17 protein-coding genes are annotated in these 22605 nt (G+C 47.2%); 1 reads left to right on the top strand and 16 read right to left on the bottom strand.

Annotated elements, in window-relative coordinates; genetic code table 11:
- Nucleotides 1–214 precede the first annotated feature (214 nt).
- The 6 genes from MKY75_RS05310 to MKY75_RS05285 form a co-directional block, all read right to left on the bottom strand.
- Complete coding sequence (locus tag MKY75_RS05310; protein ID WP_340884571.1) at nt 215–1555, bottom strand: hemolysin family protein; 1341 nt, start codon at nt 1553–1555, stop codon at nt 215–217.
- A 141-nt stretch (nt 1556–1696) separates the two neighbouring features.
- On the bottom strand, nt 1697–2356 hold the full coding sequence (locus MKY75_RS05305; RefSeq protein ID WP_029516101.1) for an SGNH/GDSL hydrolase family protein: 660 nt from the start codon (nt 2354–2356) through the stop codon (nt 1697–1699).
- Nucleotides 2357–2524: 168 nt separating this feature from the next.
- Nucleotides 2525–3442, bottom strand: coding sequence for a PD-(D/E)XK nuclease family protein (locus MKY75_RS05300; protein WP_340884570.1), 918 nt, complete (start codon nt 3440–3442; stop codon nt 2525–2527).
- Nucleotides 3443–3558: 116 nt separating this feature from the next.
- Nucleotides 3559–4869 carry a galactokinase gene (locus MKY75_RS05295; protein WP_069010359.1) on the bottom strand — a complete coding sequence of 437 codons (1311 nt, stop codon included), beginning with the start codon at nt 4867–4869 and terminating at the stop codon, nt 3559–3561.
- Between the two features lie 189 nt (nt 4870–5058).
- On the bottom strand, nt 5059–6582 hold the full coding sequence (locus tag MKY75_RS05290; protein ID WP_029516098.1) for a copper amine oxidase N-terminal domain-containing protein: 1524 nt from the start codon (nt 6580–6582) through the stop codon (nt 5059–5061).
- A gap of 101 nt (nt 6583–6683) precedes the next feature.
- A complete protein-coding gene (locus MKY75_RS05285; protein WP_340884569.1) occupies nt 6684–8348 on the bottom strand; it encodes a PucR family transcriptional regulator in 1665 nt (554 codons plus the stop codon).
- A gap of 244 nt (nt 8349–8592) precedes the next feature.
- Here MKY75_RS05285 and ald point away from each other — a divergent pair, with 244 nt between their 5' ends.
- A complete protein-coding gene (gene ald, locus MKY75_RS05280; RefSeq protein ID WP_340884567.1) occupies nt 8593–9723 on the top strand; it encodes an alanine dehydrogenase in 1131 nt (376 codons plus the stop codon).
- A gap of 81 nt (nt 9724–9804) precedes the next feature.
- On the opposite strand, the gene MKY75_RS05275 is transcribed toward ald, so the two are convergent.
- The 10 genes from MKY75_RS05275 to MKY75_RS05230 all read right to left on the bottom strand — a co-directional run bounded on the left by MKY75_RS05275 (nt 9805) and on the right by MKY75_RS05230 (nt 22571).
- Nucleotides 9805–10350, bottom strand: coding sequence for a mismatch-specific DNA-glycosylase (locus MKY75_RS05275; RefSeq protein WP_029516095.1), 546 nt, complete (start codon nt 10348–10350; stop codon nt 9805–9807).
- Between the two features lie 14 nt (nt 10351–10364).
- Nucleotides 10365–11228: an aldo/keto reductase gene (locus tag MKY75_RS05270; RefSeq protein WP_340884565.1), complete on the bottom strand. Its 864-nt coding sequence runs from the start codon at nt 11226–11228 to the stop codon at nt 10365–10367.
- A gap of 13 nt (nt 11229–11241) precedes the next feature.
- Nucleotides 11242–12483, bottom strand: a complete 1242-nt coding sequence (locus tag MKY75_RS05265; RefSeq protein ID WP_039269410.1) for a WD40/YVTN/BNR-like repeat-containing protein — start codon at nt 12481–12483, stop codon at nt 11242–11244.
- 149 nt (nt 12484–12632) lie between these two features.
- Entirely contained in the window at nt 12633–14087 is a 1455-nt protein-coding gene (locus MKY75_RS05260; protein ID WP_340884563.1) for a PstS family phosphate ABC transporter substrate-binding protein, read from the bottom strand.
- A 196-nt stretch (nt 14088–14283) separates the two neighbouring features.
- Complete coding sequence (locus MKY75_RS05255; protein ID WP_340884561.1) at nt 14284–15048, bottom strand: class I SAM-dependent methyltransferase; 765 nt, start codon at nt 15046–15048, stop codon at nt 14284–14286.
- A 209-nt stretch (nt 15049–15257) separates the two neighbouring features.
- A complete protein-coding gene (locus MKY75_RS05250) occupies nt 15258–17354 on the bottom strand; it encodes a multidrug ABC transporter permease (protein ID WP_340884559.1) in 2097 nt (698 codons plus the stop codon).
- Nucleotides 17329–18231: an ABC transporter ATP-binding protein gene (locus tag MKY75_RS05245; protein WP_029516088.1), complete on the bottom strand. Its 903-nt coding sequence runs from the start codon at nt 18229–18231 to the stop codon at nt 17329–17331. The genes MKY75_RS05250 and MKY75_RS05245 overlap by 26 nt, the downstream gene beginning before the upstream one ends.
- Nucleotides 18224–18613: a GntR family transcriptional regulator gene (locus MKY75_RS05240; protein WP_029516087.1), complete on the bottom strand. Its 390-nt coding sequence runs from the start codon at nt 18611–18613 to the stop codon at nt 18224–18226. The genes MKY75_RS05245 and MKY75_RS05240 overlap by 8 nt, the downstream gene beginning before the upstream one ends.
- Nucleotides 18614–18776: 163 nt before the next feature.
- On the bottom strand, nt 18777–21452 hold the full coding sequence (locus MKY75_RS05235) for a PAS domain S-box protein (protein WP_340884557.1): 2676 nt from the start codon (nt 21450–21452) through the stop codon (nt 18777–18779).
- 183 nt (nt 21453–21635) lie between these two features.
- Nucleotides 21636–22571, bottom strand: a complete 936-nt coding sequence (locus tag MKY75_RS05230; RefSeq protein WP_165144455.1) for a nucleoside hydrolase — start codon at nt 22569–22571, stop codon at nt 21636–21638.
- Nucleotides 22572–22605: the final 34 nt, after the last annotated feature.

The raw sequence follows: 22605 nt of genomic DNA, 5'->3' as shown, positions 1-22605 counted from the left end.
AAATTGCTACATTTCTAGTAGAATTTTTCACAGACAGATATATTTATGAGCATAAAGATACAGAGTCTTAAGCCCCCTATCCTAATTACAAAAAACAATATGTTACCAGGTAGCAGCTTGCATCTTAAGATGGACAAATCGCGTTGCCACAAGCTTTACAGGCTATTCGTCACATCTTAAGCAAGCTGTTACTCGACAAAGCCATTTTCCATTATTAAAAATCATTGTCATTTTTCTGTTCAACGACTGCTTTCTTCATTGCTTCAATTGTGTCTATTTGGTGACCGTTTTTTTCCAGTACAGTAAACTTCCATAAACCGATGGTCAGCTTGTCTCCTTGCTGGATATCAAAACGCTCTGAAAGCATCCATCCACCAATCGTATATACGTCCCCGGCCTCAATATCCGTCTCCAAGCGCCGATTGACCTCATGAATGAGCGCCTGTGATTTGAGTATGTAACGATGATCATCTGTTTTTGTAATGAGTGGAGTTAACGCTGCGGGGGTTTCGGTGTCGGTATAGGAAGGAATGTCTCCAACAATCTCCTCCATAATATCCTCCAGTGTGACAAGTCCAGATGTTCCACCATATTCGTCCACCAGCACCGCTACTGGAATGCGCCGTTTTTGCATCTGAATCAGCAGATCCCGAGCCTGAACCGTCTCGATAACCTGAAGCACCGGATGAATATAAGAAGCCATCGTCGTATTCCCTGTGCTGTGCCCACGTGCCAAATCATGCAGGGCTTCCTTAACGCGAATCATCCCGATAATACGATCCCGGTCGCCATGTTCAGCTACAGGTAGAAAATTATAAACTTTGTCCTCGATCAGCTCCATAAACTCGGCCACTGTTGCCTGGTGGGAGATGGAGCGGATGTGGATGCGCGGTACCATAATTTCCTGCGCTGCACGGTCGTCAAAATCAAATACATTGTTCAGATATCGATATTCTGTCGGTGTAATTTCACCACTACGAAAACCTTCAGATAATGCCAAACGAAGCTCAGCTTCACTAAGTGCTGCATCTTCTTCAGATACTTTTTTGAGCCCAAAGAGACCTGTAATGACACGCGATGAACGACTAAGAACCCAATTCAGAGGATAGGTCATTTTATAAAATATCGTGATCGGACGGGCAAAAAACAATGCCATCGGTTCCGCAATCTGTATGGCGAATGTTTTCGGTACCAGCTCCCCAATGACCACCTCAAAATAGGTCAAGATCAGAAAAGCCAGCAAAAAGGAGAGCACTCCCGTCAGGCCTGGCGGAATATGAGCCAGCACAAACAGGGGGTGTAGCAGATGTTCAACAGTAGATTCCCCTAGCCAGCCTAGCGCCATTGAGGTTAATGTCGTTCCGAGCTGACAAGCAGATAAATACTCGTCCAGCCGAGAAAGAATGTTTTTAACAGCTTTCGCATTTTTGTTACCTTCTGAGGCCAATTGATTGATGCGAGATACCCGCACACGAATAATGGAATACTCCGAGGCCACAAAAAAGGCAGTTAATGCGATAAGTATTATAACCAAAATGATATTTATCGTTTCCATAGCCCTCTCTTGCTCCGCTTATGACGAAGCAAGAAGCACCCCCTTTGACATTCATTTTTGGATGGAACCATAACATAAGTAATGATGTCCATAATCGTGTATTACCCAAAAATGACAAGGAGTAGACTATGTATGACCCTGTTAGCGAATCGCCAGCGGACTCTTTTGCACGATATCTATCCATTGATTAGCTATCAACTGATGCCCAACCGCTGTCGGATGAACCCCGTCATGCAGCCAATAGGAGGCGTCCGCCTGGGTAGCGGCTTCGTTCAACATGCTCTGGAGCGGCACAAATACAGCACCAAATTCGTCCGCTAGCTGACGTACAATACGCTGATACCCCGTTATTTTTTCTTGCCAAATGTTCCATCGCGCTTCGGTAGCTCCTGTTTTCAAAATAAACGGCTCGCACAGCACGAGTCCCAGATCAGGCATCACTTCACGCGTTTCTTCCAGAAGGTGGCGATAGGCTCGTTCAAATCGGTCCGTCACCCCGGACGGCTCCTGCTCGACGATCCGCCAGGCGTCGTTCACTCCGATTAGAATGCTGAGCAGGTCTGGCTTCAGGCTAAACATGTCCTCATTCCAGCGTGCATACAAATCCGAAACTCGATCCCCCGAGATTCCCCGGTTCACAAATTCTGGCTGTGTGGTCGTCAAACGGCTCCCCAATGCACCTGCGATCAGATACACATAACTCTGACCCAGCCAATGGTTCGCATCCTCATTTCGTCCCCTTCCTCCGTCTGTTATAGAATCTCCCTGAAATAGAATACGTGCGTGTTCTGTACTCGTCATCTTCCTAACTTCCTCCTTCACATTTTCCAATAATACCCTTATCATACCTCGCGTCATCTAAATTATAAAGCGGTTTCAAAATATAGAAGAATTATAGATTTGCCATATGGCCGGATTCACTAGCTTTAATTAGGGTAGGAATCCGGTGGCAAAGGCGATCAAGTCATTTCACACCGCTCGGTACTTACACACCTCACGAAAATTACAGCCTCCGCACGCTCTGCGTGAAGGCATCGGAGTGAAGAAAGACTCGGACTTGGGGCGGTTATAGTAATCGTCATTGAGACAGGACTTCATTTCATCGATGTATCGTCCTACATTACCAACCACTTTGTCGATATCTTCTTGCGCGGGACGATATACCTCATGCTCTCCTGTCATCAAATACTCCACACGTACCTCAATCTTCTCCAAAGGAAGCTGATAGTGCTCCTGCACATAGGAAGCATACAAAAAAAGCTGGTCGGAAAAATCGCCTTCCTTGCCTGTTTTCCAATCCACGATGACCATGTCTCCATTGTCTCTACGGTAGAGCAAATCCATTTTGACATACACCTTCGTCTCATGAAGGAGCATCGTATCCCACTTCTCCACTTCTACAATTCGGGCCTTTCCCTGTTGCAGTTCACGCCAAACCGCAGTACGGTACAAATTGTGTATCACCGCGTGCTGCCGCTCCTTAATAAGGGCGATCCGTTCTGGAAGCACCTCGTCGTCGTAATAAACCTCCGCCAGCATGACGCGATTTTTCGGATCTTGTAGCCATAGCTCACGGTGTAGCGATTCCTTGTAGCTGTTATTCAACATGTTCTTCATAGCTGTCTCAAGGTATGCTGTGCGCGGGATAGCCCCTTTTTCCATCCATCCACGTATGACGGATTCACACATTTGATGCGTAATATTCCCGAATAAAATATATAAGTTGCTCAGTTGCTTGAGCCGATACAATGTAACTTGCTCTTCAGTGCCCTGTGCCGAATTCCAGCCATTATGCGAGCCGTAATAATGATAATAGTATTTGCGTAAGCATTCATCGAACGTTTGAGCCCTCGATTGCGAATAGGACCAGGACGGGTATATAGCCATGACAGGCCCTCCTTCATTAAAACTATCATCTCTTTATTATAACGCAAACCCAAGCTGTATCGGCGATAAAAAGGACGAAGACCTTAACCCATGGGTTAAAGTCTTCTACTGACTGACTAGTTTGTAGACTCGCAATGAGTCCGTTCAACATTGATCAAATCACTAACATTAACAGCACCGTCCTCACGGACGTTGACAACAAGTACCGGAGTTCCCAGCATGCCGCTGATCCACTCCTTATAATTATCCACATGATTATTCGGAAGAATCGTCAAGATGACACCAGCAAAGCCACCACCATGTACCCTACATGCGCTGTTATCTATTGACTTTAAATACATTTCGGTTAAAGCCAGTGCAACCGATACGTCTTGTTCCCGCGCAATCCCACTTCTATATACGTTTTGGAGCCATTTCCATGAGGAATTACCAGATTCGGTAACGAGCCTCAGGAAATCAGTAAAGCGCCCTTCCTCCAGTGATTTCACCTGTTCATCCACACGTCTATTTTCTTCAAAAAAATGCAATGCCCGCAGCACTGCACGGTCTCCTGCTTTTTCCCTGACCATCTTGAGGTTGGCATATAGATCCTCCGGCAATAAGTCACGGCAAACCGTTGCGCCTAAAGATTGTGCCACTGCACGCATTTCGTTGGGCACTGCCGCGTAATCGTCCGTTAAATCAGCATGATTTCCACCTGTATTTACAATAACAAGGGAATATCCGTTTTGTTCAAAATTCCAATGAACAGGATTTATGATCGGTTCCTTGGGATTTTCAAAGTCAATGGAAATCAAGCCGCCATACGCACAAGCCATCTGATCGAGCAGCCCCGACGGCTTGTTCCAATAGCCATTTTCTGCATACTGACCAATTTTGGATTTAGCAACAGCATCTAACGCTCCCTCGTTATAAAAATGATTTAATATCGTACATATCAACATTTCAAAAGAAGCGGAAGAGCTTAAACCTGAAGCAGAGAATACATTACTTGATATATAAGCTTGGAATCCCCCAATACGGTATCCGAATTCAAGTAGACCAGCGGCAATACCACGGACCAGCAGCATCGTACTGTCATCCTCCGGTTTTGGCGACAAGTCAGTTAAATCGATGACGTACTTCGTCTTGTAGCCTTCAGAAAAGAATGTAATTACAGATTCCTCCACTTTAGAAGCTACAGCGATGGTATCAAGTGTAATACTGCCTGCCAGCACCTTCCCGTGATTGTGGTCTGTATGATTTCCACCAATTTCGCAGCGCCCCGGAGCACTAAACAGTTCAATATCCCCTACACCAAAATGCTCCCGATACGCCTGTATAAGTGATTCATATCGAGTCGTTTGCTCAGAGATTTGCTGTTGACCGTACATTCGGGCAAGCACTATTTGTCCCTCTCTGGAATTCAATAGTTCCATATCTTTCATCGTATATCCCCCTAATTGTATGTGTTTTCCTATGCTGGAATGATACTATCATTATCTCAATTTTCCCTGTATGAAAGTATGGCACTTTTAAAATTTGTAAGCGCTTATTTTAATCGCTTTACTGAGCATTTTATCAATATAACTAAAAAAGAACCAGCCCCTAATTGGGCCGGTTCCTTGAATTTCTTTTTAGTCGCGTTTCAGTACATATTCTCCATCACTGTTACGAGTTACTGTGGCGCCAAGCGCCTCGGCAACTGATTTGAAAGGAACATACAATGTGCCATATTCATCCGTATATGGAGCTTGTGGCAACGTCAATGTGCTTCCTTCCAATACAGCTTGTTTAGAGCCACTTTTCAGCTTAATCGTCTTACCTGTAATATCATCAATTACAGTAGTCTGTTTGGCAGCTGCATCCCATTTTAACTCGGAGTTCAGTTCGCTCGTCAGTTCACGCAATGGAATAAAGGCAGTACCACCACGATTCTCCAAGACGTAGTAATCGTCTTTAGGATCGAAAGTTGTTTCTACTTTTGTAATTTCCAAATCATTTTTTAAAATGTTGTAGATCGGAGAATTCGCTTCAAAATTGCGCAGCGTCGCTCCCGGAGTTAATTCAGCTTGTTTATTCAAGTCAATAACACCGTTAGAAATATCCACTTTATCAGCCGTCACACTACCATTGACGTTCCAAGATTGAGTTTCGGTCAGAATTGTGAAGGACTTCACCGGAAGACCATCCACATCTGGCAAAGCAACCGTCAGGTCTGTTGCCGCTTTGCGAACATTTCCTTTTTCATCAAAATACATGTCGCTTTTCAGAACCGTGTTAGCACTCAGGACCGTTTTGATTTCAGGGGACTGTGCATACATGGTGCTAACGCCTACATCATATTGATCAACAGCTAGATCCAAATATTTTTTAACTTCGGTATAAGCCTCATTGACCATTTTTTCTTTGTTAGCACTCAGTTCCGCTGTTACTTTATCACTATCTTCAATATTCATGCCGGAAGCAATCGTCTTCGTCATATCAATGGCTTGCCCGATCAGCTCTTTCAAGCCTGCTTCGTCCTTGGCCAGATTCGCCAGGAACGGTTTTACCAATGTTACCAGCTCATCACCACGAAGTTCAGCATGCAGATGGGTCAGTTTCACTTTGTCTTTCTCACCGTATACTTCCTCGGTTACAGACGTTGCAGAAATGGTCGAAGGGTTAGGCGCATGCTTGAGCATAAGTGCAGCGGCTGTTTTCGTCAGTTCTCTCACGTCTTTGGAATATACATATGGATCAAATCCAGCAGGCAGACCGCTCAAACTCTCTTGCGAGTTCAGAGATATGTAATAAGGTTTTTTGGCACCTTCCAGTTGAATAGCCAAACCTTGGCGGTCTAAAGCAAGTTCAAACGGCAAATTATACTTATCGATGTGCAATGTACCTTTGGCAGAAGCAAGTTCCTCCGATTGTACTTTGGCTTCATCCACAGTGACGGAAATCGAATTAATCAAATCTACGATTTCTTTATCTCCTTGCGTGATTCCTTCTTTGGGAGTCAACTTAAGAGAGATTTTCTCCGTTGTCTGCTGGGATTTCACATCAAGTGTTCCCAATAAATTTTTACTTACATCAAATCCGCCTACTGCCTGGCAACCTGTCAAAGCTACCATTAACAGAATAAGAGGGACGGCAATCCATTTTTTTATATTCATATTAATCCCCTTTCAAGATATTTCCGTAATCTCTTCTATTATCTCAGTGTTAACACGCATTGTAAATGAGTAGAATGGAAAATAGAACTAGTTATTTAGGATCAATTTTCAGCCTGCAGCATCCGGTAAGCCAGTAGTGCCATTTCCAGGCAACGACGTTTGTCAGGGTCTGCCAGATTTCCCTCTATGATTTCATTAATTTTATCCAGCCGATTATAAAGGGTCTGTCTGTGAATGTACAAAATTCCGGCGGTATCACGCTTGGAACCATGGGATTGAAAATAGGCATCCAGTGTATCCAGAAGCTGCATATGGTGCTCACGATCATGCGCAATCAGCCCACCCAAATGGTCCTCTACGAACTCTTGTAGAAAAGGAATGCGGGGCACCGCCTTCAACAACTGATAGATTCCGATGCTGTCGTAAAATAACCGATCCTTCATGACTGGGACGCTTCGTGCCACTTCAATGACCTCATATGCCTCTTCAAAACTGCGATCCGTCCCCGTCATGCGATGCCTTACCTTACCAAAGCCTGCATGAATGCGCACCTTATCAAGCTGTCCTGCGGCATAGTTCTGAATATATTGAACTGTATGGGCAAGCACTTTTTTCATTTGCGCTGCGGAACGCAGTGTTAATTCCTCCTTGGCACAAAGGATGTAACACTGACTCCCCTTCATCATCAACAGATTGTGCAACGTTTCTTTTTTCAACAATGAACGAAGTAGCACTAGCACATCCTGATTGATGGACTCCTTGCGCACCTGACTGGCATCTTTGTCCTGATGTTCCACCTCAATGACCCCTGCCCAAAATAAATACTGTCCCTTCGATAACAATCGCAGGCCCATTCGGGTCTGGGCCTGCTCTTCACTGGGAAGCTGCCCGCTCAGCACATCCTGAATCAATTCATTTTGATTACGCAGCAATCGGTCTTCAAGAAACTGTGTTCTCAGCACCAATGTAGCGGCCGCCTTGGCCGTGTAATCGAGCAGCAGCGACATTTCTTCTGTCGGCATTTCACCATGCAGCACCAAACCTACTGCGGAAAACACCTGACCGAAGCATACAACGGGCTGAAACAACACGGCAGTGGATTCATTCAGGTGAAATAGCAGATGCCCCTCCCGATCGGCGGTCATACTAGATTCCACTTCATGGGCATAAAAATCTGCAATACGGTCCGCTAGATCCGGCTGGACGGAAGGTACGAATCGATTGGTATCAATGGAAGACATGTAGATGACCTGCCGGGCTGCATAGTCATGGAGCACACGCAAGAGGGCGCTCATATCAGTACTGCGCAGGGTTTCCTGCTGAAGTTGACGTGAAAATCGTTCCAGATCTTTTAGGAGTTCATGATGTCGGTTAATAAGTAGGGAATGAATATCTTGTGTAATTTCAACAAAACGCACTGGCTGCTCAAATACGATGACCGGGAAGTGATGTCGTTCCGCCAACTCCAGGATTTCAGAAGGGATTTCATGAATGCTCGTGCCCAGCTCCACACACAATCCCGCGGCTTCCGAGCGGATCAGTTGCTCCATATACTCGGCGCGCTCTTCCCCCTTCCGGGTGAGCCACAGGCCGGTCGTCAAAATCAAGTCATGCCGGCTCACAAACGGAGAGACATTTGTGATTTCTAGCACATGGACCCAACCCACACGGCGATGTACGCCCTGTTCCCCCGCCGCCAGCTTCGCCCGCCGGAAAACGGGACGTTCCAGCACATCCGCAATGGTAAATGTTTTTTTACCGTTCATCGGCATTCTCCTTATGTATATGTCTTTATGTCATTTTACATGACATATATTCATCAAAAAGTCGAGCCTTTAAGTCAGATAATCCGACAAAATGTATGATGTCAAGGAGCTTCACCCCTTGTAAACTGTACCTAATCTAACATGAATTGCATTTATCGGCTTGAGTCCATGTAACTAATCAGCAGGCTGCATAAAAATGATAGTGAAATTTTCTTAACCATTATTTTTAGGAGAGGTGAATGAAATGAAAATTGGGGTTCCGAAAGAGATTAAAAACAATGAGAATCGTGTCGCTCTAACGCCCGCAGGTGCAGCTCAAATGATCCAACACGGACATCATGTGTTTGTGGAAAGCCACGCAGGTGTTGAAAGCGGCTTTACGGATGGAGATTATGCCACTGCGGGTGCGACTCTTGTGCAGCAAGCTGCGGACGTGTGGTCCCAGGCGGATCTGATCATCAAGGTAAAAGAGCCGCTCCCCTCTGAATACGGATATTTCCGACCAGGATTGATTTTATTCACCTATCTGCATTTGGCCGCCGAGCCAGCACTGGCCCGCGCTTTAACAGACAACGGTGTAGCCGCTATTTCCTATGAGACACTAGATGTTGAGGGCAGCCTCCCGCTGCTTACTCCGATGAGTGAGGTTGCCGGTCGAATGGCTGTACAAATTGGAGCACAGCTGCTGGAAAAACCAAAGGGTGGCAAAGGTATCCTGCTGGCAGGTGTGCCGGGGGTCAAACGCGGTAAAGTGACCATTATTGGCGGAGGGGTGGTCGGTACTAATGCTGCCAAGGTCGCCATCGGTCTCGGGGCAGATGTGACACTAATCGACCTAAGCCTGCCAAGACTGCGCCAACTGGATGATATTTTTGGCAATCAGCTCCATACGCTAGTGTCCACCCCGTCCAACATTGCTGAAGCCGTGGCGCAAAGTGATTTGCTGATCGGCGCTGTCCTAATCACTGGTGCCAAAGCTCCGCGGCTCGTAACGGAAGCCATGGTACAGACGATGCAGCCCGGTTCTGTGATTGTGGATGTCGCCATCGACCAAGGCGGCATTGTCGAGACGATTGACCATATCACCACACACGATCAGCCTACCTATGTGAAGCATGGCGTCATTCACTATGCGGTAGCAAACATGCCGGGCGCGGTACCGCAAACCTCGACGCTGGCCCTGACGAACGCGACGCTCCCTTTTGCTCTCCAGCTCGCAGATTTGGGTGTGCAGGAGGCGCTTCGCAGAAGCAAACCACTGCTTAGTGGCACCAATGTCCTAAATGGACATATTACCTACGAAGCGGTCGCACGTGATCTGGGATATCCTTATGTTCCCGTGGAACAGGCATGGCAGGCGAAAGCCTTACAATAGAAACAGCTCAAAGAACCACACGCTCTTCCCAGCAGGAACCGAAGCGTGTGGTTCTTTTTGTACTAGCTATATTCACCGTACTTACTGCATTTCAGATATTTCTGACGAAAGGAACGTTTGAAGACGGCGATAAATATCTGTGATTTCTTCCAGCGACATGCGCACCAGTCCGCTAGACGAAGGTGCCACAAATTCATGCATCTCAGGAATTAGCGGTTCAGGCTGAAATCCCCAATCTACTTTGGATCTTTTACTGTATTCGGTGTACACGCCTTTGCCGACAAAGCAAGCAACCTTCGGGCGGTATTCCTTTAGCTTCTCGTATAGCTTCAGACGTCCTTCGGCGTATTCCTCGCGTGCAATGTCCTCCATTCCCCTCGTGGGACGGGAAACAATGTTCGTAAAACCGAAGCCCAGCTTCAGCAGCTCCCGATCTTCCGATGGATTGTACAAGCGAGGTGTCAAGCCTGCTCCCTCAAGTATGCGCCAAAAGCGGTTGCGCGGATTCGCATAATGATGTCCTACCTCGCCTGATTTCAGGCTGGGATTAAAGCCGATGAATACAACGGATAATCCATAATCCAGATGATCATCTACCTCATGCAGTTCTGTCTCTCGCTCTGTCATGGGCTCCTCCTTCCTCAAACCATATCCAGCGGCTGCTTCCGCATCGGCGGAGGAAAAGCTTCGTCTATTTGTTGAAGTTGTTCAGGGGTGAGCCGAATACTTGCTGCCGCTGCATTTTCTCGTACATGCGATTCCTGTACCGCCTTCGGAATGGCCCAGACATCACCGTCTCGTATGACCCACGCAAGCGCAATTTGCGATGGAGTTACCCCGTGGCTGGCAGCAATGTCTACCATAACAGGATGCTCCAGCAGGCCCCGTCGCAGGCGACCACCTTGGGCAATCGGGCAATAGGCCATCACAGGCACTCCATTCGCACGGCTCCATGGTAGCAGATCATATTCGATGCCCCGCGAAGCCGCGTGATACAGCACTTGATTGACAGCGCAGGCTTCGCCTCCACTCAGGCTCCATAGCTCCTCCATGTCGGACTTGTCCAGATTGGACACTCCCCAGCTGCGGATTTTGCCCTGCTCACGCAGTTTTTCCATACCTTCTATTGTCTCTTCCAGTGGAATATTCCCTCGCCAATGCAACAAATACATATCCATGTAATCCGTTCCCATGCGGGTTAAGCTCGCTTCGCACGCTTGAGCCAGTCCTTGGCGGTCCGCATGATGAGGGTAAGCCTTGCTGACAAGATAGACATCGTCCCGGCGCCCCTGAATGGCCTCTCCGACGATCTCTTCTGCGCCGCCCTCCGCATACATTTCAGCCGTGTCCACCAGCAACATGCCCAGCTCGAAGCCAAGTTGAAGCGCACGCATCTCCTCCTGCCGAAGTGAGGCTTTTTCGCCCATATTCCACGTGCCCTGCCCGATGAGCGGTACTTCACGACCGTCCGTCCATGTGATCACACTTTTCTTATGTTGGCTCATATGCATTCCCTCCTTAGGAGCCTGGTGTCACAGGCTTATCAAATACATGGCTCTGCGTCCAATGCTGTCCACCATCCGAGGTAGTGTACATAACTGGGGCCTGCTCTGAGTCCGAAAAAATAGCCCAGCCTTCTTTGGCATTTGCCATCCCGATTTGCTGACCGCCATAACCGTCAAAGCCTTGCTTTCCATTGTTCCACGTCTTGCCGCCGTCAGTCGTCCAGCCAATCGTATTGGGCTTGTCGCACGGTGCGCAATAACCGCCCATCCATGCGGTACTGCTATTAACCGCATAGAGCATACCTGGTGCCGCCCCTTCATTTTTAGGAACCTGATTGTCTTGCTGGCTAATACCTGGTGCCGGGCCACCGCCAGCGGTGGCATTCGCCAGTACAGGACGCCAGCTTTGTCCACTATCGGCAGTATGCCAAAGCGAATACGACGTCTGATTCATCCCCGTATCTCCAACCAGCTCGATCCATGCGTTGCCACGTTCTACCGAACGAATAATGGCTCCATTTAGAGGCGCCTCCGTTGTCCGTGACATGACAGTAGTCCACTTTTGGCCCCCGTTAACGGTATGTAAAATCTGGAATGAACGGTCTGTGTCCTGCGTAACCGCCCAGCCGTTTTGCCGATCATGGTAATATGGCTGTCCTACCATGTGGCCAGGCACGGGGAGCGAAGACCAGCTTTGCCCGCCATCCTTCGTATATTGGTTGCCACTGAACCCTTCCTTGGATGATACAAAGTGTAAAAAGCCCGTTTGCCCTTGCTCAGGTACAGTCCCAACAACCTCCCAGCGTTTGCCGCCATCGCGAGTGGCCAGCAGCGATCCGCTGTCTGCCATAACAGCCCAGCCTTGCTGCCCGTTCAAGGCAAAAATCTGCTGAACCGTACCTTGACCCTGATATTGCACATTCCACGTCGATCCGACTGAACCGGATGCAGACGCGTCCGTTCGGGCAATCCAGCCATTTCCGCCGATCCAGCCGGATTGGCCGTCGATCAAACGCAACGCGGTAATATTGTCCATGCGGACTTTCGCTATAGTAGTGTCTGTGGTTGCTTGTCCTCCTGTTTTCGGTGTATCTACAGTCGCTCCCGAACCATTCGCTTGTGCCGAGACGGCACCCTTTTGCTCATTTTGAGCCGTTTGTCCTGTTTGCGAACTTGTTTGTGAGCCTGTTTCACACCCCGCTGTCACTATGGCTACGGCGAGTAAAAGCACCCAGACCGATGTTTTTTTCTTCATTTTCGTTCATCCCCTTATGTTGGTGATATACATGGCTGTGCGGGTATTGTATTCACAGCCATGTATATTCTATGTATTACCCTGCTGTCTTCGTTTCACTCTTAAGGTGAATATACGGAATGGACTGAATGCAAACCAGCGTTACAGGATTACGAGTTTACAGGAACAAAGCCGCCTTTTTCGATGGCCCGAGTTCCTTCTTCACTTTGCAGCCATTCGAGTAATCGTTGCATCGAAGGGCTTGGTTCCTCGCCTTCCCGTGTGACTACAAACAGTTGAGCTGTGAATGGATATTGCTTCGAGCGGATGTGCTCTTTGTTCGGCTCCACTCCATCAATAGACAAAAATTTGACCTCTTGACGATTATGCATCACATTTGCAAAATAATAAAATGAATAACCGAGCGCGTTGTGATCCTTGTTAAAATCTGCGACTGCATTAATCATACCACCCATAATGCCAATTTGTAGTTCACGTGGCGGGTCAGCCATTTCATGGCCTGCCATCACTTTCTTTTGCATATATGTCTGACTGCCTGAATTTTCTTCTCGCTGATAAGCAATGATCGGCTGATCCTTGCCCCCTACTTCATTCCAATTACGGATAGCCCCTTCATATATACGGCGAACCTGCTCCGAAGAAAGTCCTCTAACCGGATTGTCTTGATGTACGAGGAAAATAAACGCATCCCACCCAATGGGTGTGAGCTTCATTTGTATTCCCCGACTTTTCGCCAGCCGCAGTTCCTCATCGGAAGGACCAGCCACCAGAATCAGATCCGCCTTCTTTTCGATCAAATTGACATATGCCTGATGGGTCGTGTTGAATCTCAGTTCGTGCGCTGCTCGCGCCTTGCTCATTCCGGTCAGTTCATGCAGCATATCCTGCGCAAACGGAATGGCCGCTGTAGCCCCGTCAACTACCGGAAAATCTCTCTCTGCAATGTATGGGCGTTGAGGAAGCATCAGTGTAATCGTCAGCACAATGACGAGCGCAGCAGATATCGCGGCAACAATCCATTGCCATCTATGATCCACCTTACCATTCTTGTCGGTTAGCGCTGGATAACGATTTACCCCAACTCCTACTACCATGCCAACTATCGGCAGCAGTGCAGCCAGTAGAAACCAGATTTCACCATGCTGTGTATATGGACCCAATACCTCTAACACAGGCTCCGCCCAAGCATGATAGAGTGAAAAGAGCCCCCACGCCCCTCCCGACACTTCAGCAGGTTGACCACCAGACCCTTGTATTCCTACAATCCACAACCACAGCCCACATAATAATGATAATAGCCCGGTCAGCATCAGCGAAAGCTTGCCCATGCTGGACATACGCGCACTCAAGGCACCATAAGCTGCAAAGATGAGACCGATAATCCATGCATATAGAAGCAGTATTACAATCACAGTTGTATCCGTTACACCTTCATGCCTCAGCAGAAGCTGCACTTGGGGTGCCACAACCATACTCCAAACTACATTAAACATGACTGAAAACAATCCAAACATAAACGTACCGCCCAACCATGGCCAAAACCATGCTATCCGCACAGACTCGTCCTTTTCCGGCTTGGTTATAACTTCCTTTGGATCAGACATGTACATCCCCCTATAACTAATGAATGAAATGAGACTGTAAGCCATTGCTTCTTCATTGTACAATTATGGTAAAGATTAGTATACGAGAGGAGGAAAAAAAAGCCTTATCCGATCTTCCCAGCGATGAATTACTCAAGCTGCGTATGGCAAAAAAGGCCTCCCCCACGGGAAAGGCCTTTTTGTCATCGAATCTTCTTTATATTGCTCTGGCATGGATCAAAAAACGGTGCTGCTTCACGTCCCAATAGCCATCACGTTTAATATCTAAATACAGACCATATAGCTGTTCTATATATTTCTCCGGCTGAAAGTCTGTAATCTGCCATTCGATTGCTTTTAAGTAATAGACAATCGCTCCAATATCGTAAAAGCGCTGTATCGGAAACTGTTCCTGCTGCTCTAAAATTTCGAAGCCATTGCTTTTCAAACCTGCAAGTGCTTGAGAAAGGGTCCAGTCCGCATACTCGTAATCAGGTGCTCCCAAACGGTCGTTGATGCCCGCACAATCTAGGCCCCCTACCTGTTGAGTCAAAAACGTCCCACCTGGTCGCAAAATACGCCGTACCTCCGTTGGCGAAAATGACTCATGCTTATTCAGCACGAGGTCGAACCCGGCATCGCCAAACGGAAGGGAATCGTCATCCTGTATAGCCATAACGCGCACACCCAGCGGCTCCAATCTTTCCTTGGCGATAGGAACATTCGGTGCATACGCTTCTGTCGCACATACGATCTCTGGAAAAGGGCGTAGCCGAGATAATAGCTCTCCCCCGCCTGTTCCCATATCCAGCATCGCCTTGGATGAATGAATAAACTTCATAGCCTTGCTGACATAAGACCATTCCAAGGGCTCGCTCGCCACACGTCCCGTATCCGAGATGAATGAAAAATCCCATCCGGAAAATGACTGCTTATAATTCTCCAAGAACTGTAGAAATTCACGATATTCTGTATATTTCATATTATTTTTGCTCCTCCACCATTGAGCTGTACGTTATTGAACTCTTCTCTCTGTATGTTCTACGTTGTATCTCTCTGTACATCTATTTTATGTCAGCTCTAATGTGGAGGAGCTCTTGCCCGTCGGTGAGGTTGTTATATGTCGTGTCGGAACCATCCCATGTTTATCTACCTCCGTCCATATGCCATCCAAACCAGATGCTGTCCCACTTAAGGAACTGTCGGTAATGCCTTCGCAAGCTCCGGTGTGATGTCTTTTGAGGTTAATAAGTAATAAATCGTATGAAAGCCGGAACCGCTGATGGACTTGATTTTAACTTGGAACAGATAAGTGCCTTTCTCTACTTGTGGATCATAGCTGTAGTCATTTCGGTTATCCAGCACAGTATTCCAAAGTTTTGGATCTTCAATTGTGGTGACTTTATACTTCTGCTGCAATATTCTGAACAAATTCGCTGGTTCAATATACTTACCGGGCTGATACGACTTCTTCTCTTGAGAAACCATTGGAATAGCTCGAATCGATATAATGTCTTTCGACGTGACAATCACCTTGTCGGCGTATCCTTTGCGTTCCAGCCAAGCATTCAGCTTGTGGAAGGATATACGCCAATTAAAGGAGACAGTGCGAGTCCACTCTGGTTCTTCTGACAAAATAGATGAAGGTTTGTTCACAATATTAATATTCCCCAACGCGTAAGAACCTGCCTGCATTTCACTATAGCTCATGCCCAAAACTTCTTCTTTCAATACAGCTTCAAATTCACGAATATCTTCCGGATCAGTCAGAACAACTCGCCGTTCATTATCATCTGCCGATTGAATGCTGATCGTCTCCGCTTTACCATACAGCTTATCAAGTGAGTAGCTTACTGTTTTGTAAGGCTCAGACAGCATCACATTCGCCAGCGCTGCCCGGAAAGGCTGCTCTGGAAATGTATAGCTACGAGTCATAATGGTACCATCGTCCAAACGATAGGCAATGGATATCATTTGTTGCGGTTCTTTATTGGACCCAGCCGACTCTCCAACTGAGTGTGCACTTACAAGCTCACGCTGTAAATTCAGCACAGCAGCAATAAAAACTTTATCTTGCGAAAAATAGAGATTTTTCTGTGTCGCTCCCCCGTCCAGATACAAATTTTGCCCAGCATAGACTTGCTCGACTGAATGAGCGGTTGGAATCCGTTCCTCGTAGCCTATCCAACTAGACGTGGGGATGTACATTGCCAGACCCAAAACTGCCCCATATGCAACCAGCTCCAGCAAAGCGCGAATACGTACAATTTGCCATGTCTTGCGGATGACCATCTCCACAGCAATATAACCTAAAATAGCTCCAAGCACATACCCGAAAATTGACCAATCTCTCCCCTGGCCTCCTGTGCTATAAAAATATTCTCCTATCAGCAACATGGCACATAACATGACCCCTGCCTTAAAAAAGGGCTGAAAGAAAGTAAAGGCCATAGCCTGTGTTGCCTTTTCTACCAGCCGCTTGCGATATAACACATAGCCTAAAATCACAAACAGCAAGGAAACACCCATATAAATAAGCAGCTCCACATATGAAAATACGCTACTCGACAAATCCATAATGCGGACGAACGGCGATAAACTATACCAAATATTATTGCTGCTACGCAACCCCACGCCATTACCGTTCTGAACAATGGTTCCCAAAATCTGAGAGTAACCATATAGATTGTGCCCCAGAAAACGACTTATCATGGAGTACAAGAAAAAGGGCAACAACAGCAAAACATACACTACAACAGCTTGCAACAGCGATTGTCCTACACAGATACCTACAAACACGGTAAAGGTAAACAGGAAAATCGTAAGGACGGATACGACCAAAGCCCACGATCCAATATCATTGATATAAAAAATATAAGATAGTTCAACCGACGTATTTAGCAGGGCAGTTACTCCCGCGGTCAGCCAAATAGGTACGAGTAAAAGGATAAGGCCGCTAATTAAATGTGCCGATAACAGATGCTCTCTGCGTAAAGGAAGACTATGGTATAAATCTGATGAACCCTTCCGCTGAATAAAACGAAGCAACATCACGCCCGCCAGCACAGGCACAGTCAAGAAAATAATATTTTGCAATTCATTTCCTGGGATTGTACTATCGAACAAGCTTCTCAAAACCGTGGGCACTCGCTCGTTTCCAGTACTCATAAATAGTGGCAGTGGCACCGTAAACAATAACCCCGCCAAGTACAATAGACCGATCCAGCCATGCTGTCTCAGGCATTGGCGAATTACGCCGCCGCTACAGAAGAATCGGTTGGATGTCATAACCTGCGTCCTCCATTTCATAAATGAAAATTTCTTCAAGCGTCAACGGCAGCAAATCGAACACATGTGGCTCGTATGCTTCAATCGTCTCCGCAATCCGCTCTCGCTCACCCCGGATAATAAGCAGCAGAACACTGCCCCTTCGTTCCTTATGTACGACCGAAAGTTGGCTACAGACAGCTTCCTCATGCATGCTGTCCCGAAAAGCAACCTGCACCTTATGCGTATCGGATTTGAGGTCATCGACCTCTTTTTCCAATAGCATCCGACCTTGGTGCATAATGCCGACATGATCACACATGTCTTCAATCTCACGCAAATTATGAGATGAGATCACGACGGTCATCTCACGTGCAGCGGTTTCTTGGAACAAGAGATTTTTGATCATTCTACGCATCACTGGGTCCAGACCATCAATGGGTTCATCCAAAACCAGCAGCTCAGGCATGCAGCTCAAGGCAAGCAAAAAAGCGGCTTGGCGCTTCATCCCTTTGGAAAAACGGTGAAGTTTGCGCTTCGGGTCCAGCTTGAAAATATCCGTAAGCTGTGTGTAGCGTTCCTCACTCCAACTTGGATAAATGGAGCGGTAAAACCGGGCCATCTGACGAATTGTCGCTTGCGGGAAAAAATAAGGGGTATCCGGTAAAAACAGAATGTGCTGCTTGACTTCAGGCTGCTCATACACTGGCTGACCACCGATTAGCACCTTGCCAGTATCCGGTCGGTAAATTCCGGCAATGATTTTGAGCAAGGTCGTTTTCCCTGCCCCGTTCGAGCCCAGCAGTCCAAAAATGGAGCCCTTCTTTACCGTAAGGGCAAGCTGATCGACAGCCTTTTCTTCTGTAAATGTCTTTGTGACTTCCCTTAATTCAATCAAGGGACATCCCCCTTTCCTTTGTTTGCATAGCTTCCACGTATATGTCGTCCACTTCCTGCTGTGTAAAACCGAAATGGACAGCTTCGATCATCTGTTTTAACAATGCCACCCGAATCTCATCCCGCTTCATTTGTTGCGGCTGCTGCTGGGTAGGCGTGACAAAGCTGCCTTTGCCCTGAACGGAATAGATATATCCTTCGCGTTCCAGCTCGCGATACGCCTTCTGAATCGTATTCGGATTCACCGTAAGTTGAGCGGACAATGCCCGTACAGAAGGCAATTGCTCATCCGGCTGAAGCGATCCGTACATGATCATTTCCTTGACCTTCTCCATAAGCTGTTCGTAGATCGGCTTACGGCTGCGGATATCCAGCTCGAACACATGGACTTCCTCCTTTCAACACTGGCTCAAATTCATTTATACATGTTCAACTGTTCTAACTGTACTATTATTAATAGTACAGTTAGAACAGTTTGTCAATCTTTTCTTTGAACATTTCTTACAAAAATAGCCGTGATGCATCCTGCATCACGGCTATGTCTTTTTAGCCTTCCTTTGAATCATAAGGCTGATCACGGCATATATTGGCAAGCGTTTGCCCTTCCGGCAGTTTAAGATCCAGCTGGAACCGGAATGTTGCTCCTTTGGCCTCGTCGCTATCCACACCAATGGAACCTCCCATTAGCTTGACCAGGTTTTTGCAGATGGACAAGCCTAGGCCTGTCCCTCCATATTTTCGGTTCAGTGCCGGATGAAGCTGGGAAAAAGGCTGAAACAATAGATGTTGGCGGTCTGCTGGAATACCGATTCCAGTATCAGTAACACTGAACTCAATCAGGCATCTATTTTTACGACGGCTGTAAGCCTTTCTCTCCACAAAGATATTTACACGCCCTCGCTCCGTAAATTTGATCGCATTGCTCACCAAATTCACTAGTACCTGTCGAATACGCACATGATCACCGACCAGCATCCCCGGCATCTCCTGATCCACATGCCATTCCAGCTCAATGCCTTTTTCCATAGCCTGCGTCATGAATAGGTCAGCCACACTGCCGACCACGTCATCTAGCACAAAGGATTCGTGCAGCAAAGACATTTTACCAGCTTCGATTTTGCTCAAATCCAGTATCTCGTTCAATATCTGCATTAAAGCACCACTGCTACTGGTAATAATGTCTATATAGCTACGCTGCTCCTCATCCAATTCAGTATCTGCGAGTAACCCTGCCATACCTATAATGCCGTTCATCGGTGTACGGAGCTCATGACTCATCACAGAGAGAAACTCTGACTTGGCCCGATCGGCGCGTTCAGCAGACTCCTTGGCCCGAATGATCTCCTTTTCATTCGTCCTGTCTACAAAAACCATCACAGCCCCTTTTCGCTCGCCATTATCCATCAAAGGGCTGATTCGATAGGAGGCCAGAAAGCTGGACCCGCCTTTTTTCCAAAATACTGCTTCCTCTGCCTGATAAGAGGCTCCACTTCGAATCGCTTGAAGAATAGAGGACTGTTCGTCCGGAAAATGACTGCCAATTTCGTCAGCATGGCGGATCATGTCTATGCATGCGCCATTCAGCGGTTTGGCCGATCCTACGCCGAACATCTCGACAGCTGCCGGGTTCATAAAGCGGACATGTCCTTCGTTACTTAAACCCACAATTCCTTCGGATACAGCATTCAAAATAAGCGAATGCTCATTACTGAGCTTCTCAATTTGAGCAATGTAGCTTTTGAGAGGGGTAACATTTTCTATAATCCCGTAGCAGCCTACAATTTCCTCTTGCACGAAAATCGGGATATTCGTCATCTTGATAAATAGACGCTCCCCCTCCTTATGTATAAATTCCGATTCATAGGTTTGCGTCTCACCCTGCTTGGCCAGCTCCATGTGACGCTTGATTTTATCCTGTTCCTCAGAGGAAGCCATGATAAGTATGTCAGCCCCAAGCAACTCATCCTTCGTATAACCCGTAAGCTCCTCCAAGCTCGGATTCACACTTAAGATATGACCTTCCATATTCACGGCGCATATCCCGAGTGGATTATGCTGAAATAGTGACTTATAGCGGTTTTCACTTTCACGCAGGCGCTGCTCCATTTCCCGGTGCTCTGTAACATCCTGGATCATACCCACCACTTGAACGGGCTTGCCTGCATGCTCGTCCATTTCAGCTTCCCAGATTGAACGCAGTACCTTTTGTTCCCCATTCGGCAATACAATTCGGTAAAAGGTCTCTTCGTGTATTCCCTTCAATATAACGTTGGTGATAATCTGTTTCATGCGCTCTGTATCTTCTGGATGAACAGCCGCCATGAACGCGTCAATACTTGTTTCAACCGGCTTGACACAATAGCCAAATATGCTGCGAAATTCCTTGGAAAAATGCATAACATTGTTGACCAGATCCCAGTCCCATGAGCCGAACATCGCCAACTGTTGAGCTTTTGCCAGGTTCTCCTCGCTCTTCTGGCGCTCTGTGATATTTCGTCCGATGGATAGAACTCGCTTGATTCTGCCCCGTTCATCCCGAATAATGCGGTACGATACTTCTAGCCACAAATAGTGCCCGTCCTTATGACGAACACGCCGCTTCATGATGCCTGTTTCCTTGAACATTCCATGTACACGCATGTAATCGGCATCTTCGACATGGTAAAATTGCAATCGTTTTTTCCCAAGCATCTCCTGTTTCGTATAGCCTAGGAGTTTTTCCACCGAAGGAGAGATATATTGGAGTATGCCGTCCGCCGTGCTATATGAGATAACATCCGGCGTATTTTCCGTAATCAGCATATACAAATCCTCATTATCCGAGAGCACCTGCTCCATGTCCTTTTTCTCCGTGATATCCATTGCATACGCAATCAAATATGACTGCTCGGTAGCCTCATCATCAAATATGGTTAATTCCAGCGATAGCCAGACGGATGTTCCCCGTTTATGTTTCAAACGTAGCTCTGTCTTATAGACTTGATCCGTAGCCTGTAGCCAACCTGCGTAAGCCTCCCTCAACCCTCGCTGATCCTGAGCCTCTTTATACAAGAGATGGTAATATCGGATATCCAGTAATTCCTCCTGCTCATATCCGACCATTTTGCAAAAGGCGGGATTGACGTACAGGCACTTCCCTTCCCTCGACAAAATCACGATTCCTGTCGGGGCATGATTATACATATGTTCCAGCAAAGGTAGTCGTCGAGCAGCAGAAAACACAATCAATCTCCTCCTTTGTAGTCTGGCAGTTTTATCCAATTGCACATATTATACCATGACGTGGGATTTTTATAGCGGTGAGTCCACCTCTAGATGAAAGCCCTTAAACATGTATGCACAAAAGATTGCCGATGCAGATTCATCGGCAATCTTTGAATTATTTTTTTATACCACCCGGCTAATTTATACCACCCGGCTAAGAAAATGACGCAAAAATCGCTCCGCATCGACTTCAAGTGCCACATCAACCGTAGTCAGTGCTTGAGCTTCGTTCTCATTTTGCATCTCACGGGTGCGACCAACCTCGGTGGAATCGCCCACCTCGACGGCAATGTGCATTGGACGCGTCTCCACAAAACTGGAGTCAATAGCCAACCCTACGGCTAAAGGGTCATGCAAAGCACAGCCTGCAATGCCAGGTCTGAAATTGCGATAGGCTTCCATATAAAAGTCTGTCATATCTGCCATAAACGCGCCCAGCTCGGTCCCTTGCTCACGCCATTTGTCCACATCCTGCTGGGGAAGCAGTGTCTGCATCGTGACGTCCAGCCCGACGAGCGTAAGCGAAAAGCCCGCTCCCAGCACATAGGCTGCGGCTTCTGGATCGGCGTAAATATTCGCTTCAGCCGTTGGAGTTACATTCCCTTTCACTGTGACCGCGCCGCCCATGATGATCAGGCGCTCAAGCAATTGGGGCAATTCGGGACAGCGATCCAATGCAATCGCAAGATTGGTCAGCGGTCCCACAGCTACCAGGGTAAGTTTGCCCTCATAGCGACGAGCCTGTCCGATTATAAAATCAGCGGCATCCCCAGACGCAGCCTGACGGGAGGGCGCTCCTTTCAACTGATTGCCAATACCGTCTTCACCGTGAATATGCCGAGAATAAGGTTTGAACAGCTCCCGAGCATACGGCTTGTGAGCCCCAGACACGACCGGAGCCTCTACCCCTAGTTTTTCCAGCAGAATCAGTGAGTTACGTGTTGCCTCCTCCACCGAGATATTGCCAAAGGTGGTTGTAATACCGAGTAGCTCCAATTCCGGCGAATGGACCGCGTACGCAATAGCAAGCGCGTCGTCAATGCCCGTATCTACATCTAAGATTAACTTTTTGCTCATGATGACCCTCCACAGTAGAAACAGCATTCTTTTT

The organism is Paenibacillus sp. FSL L8-0663 (genome assembly GCF_038008125.1).
GTDB classification, from domain to species: Bacteria; Bacillota; Bacilli; order Paenibacillales; family Paenibacillaceae; genus Paenibacillus; species Paenibacillus polymyxa_D.
This window is presented reverse-complemented; position numbering and strand designations above follow the sequence as displayed.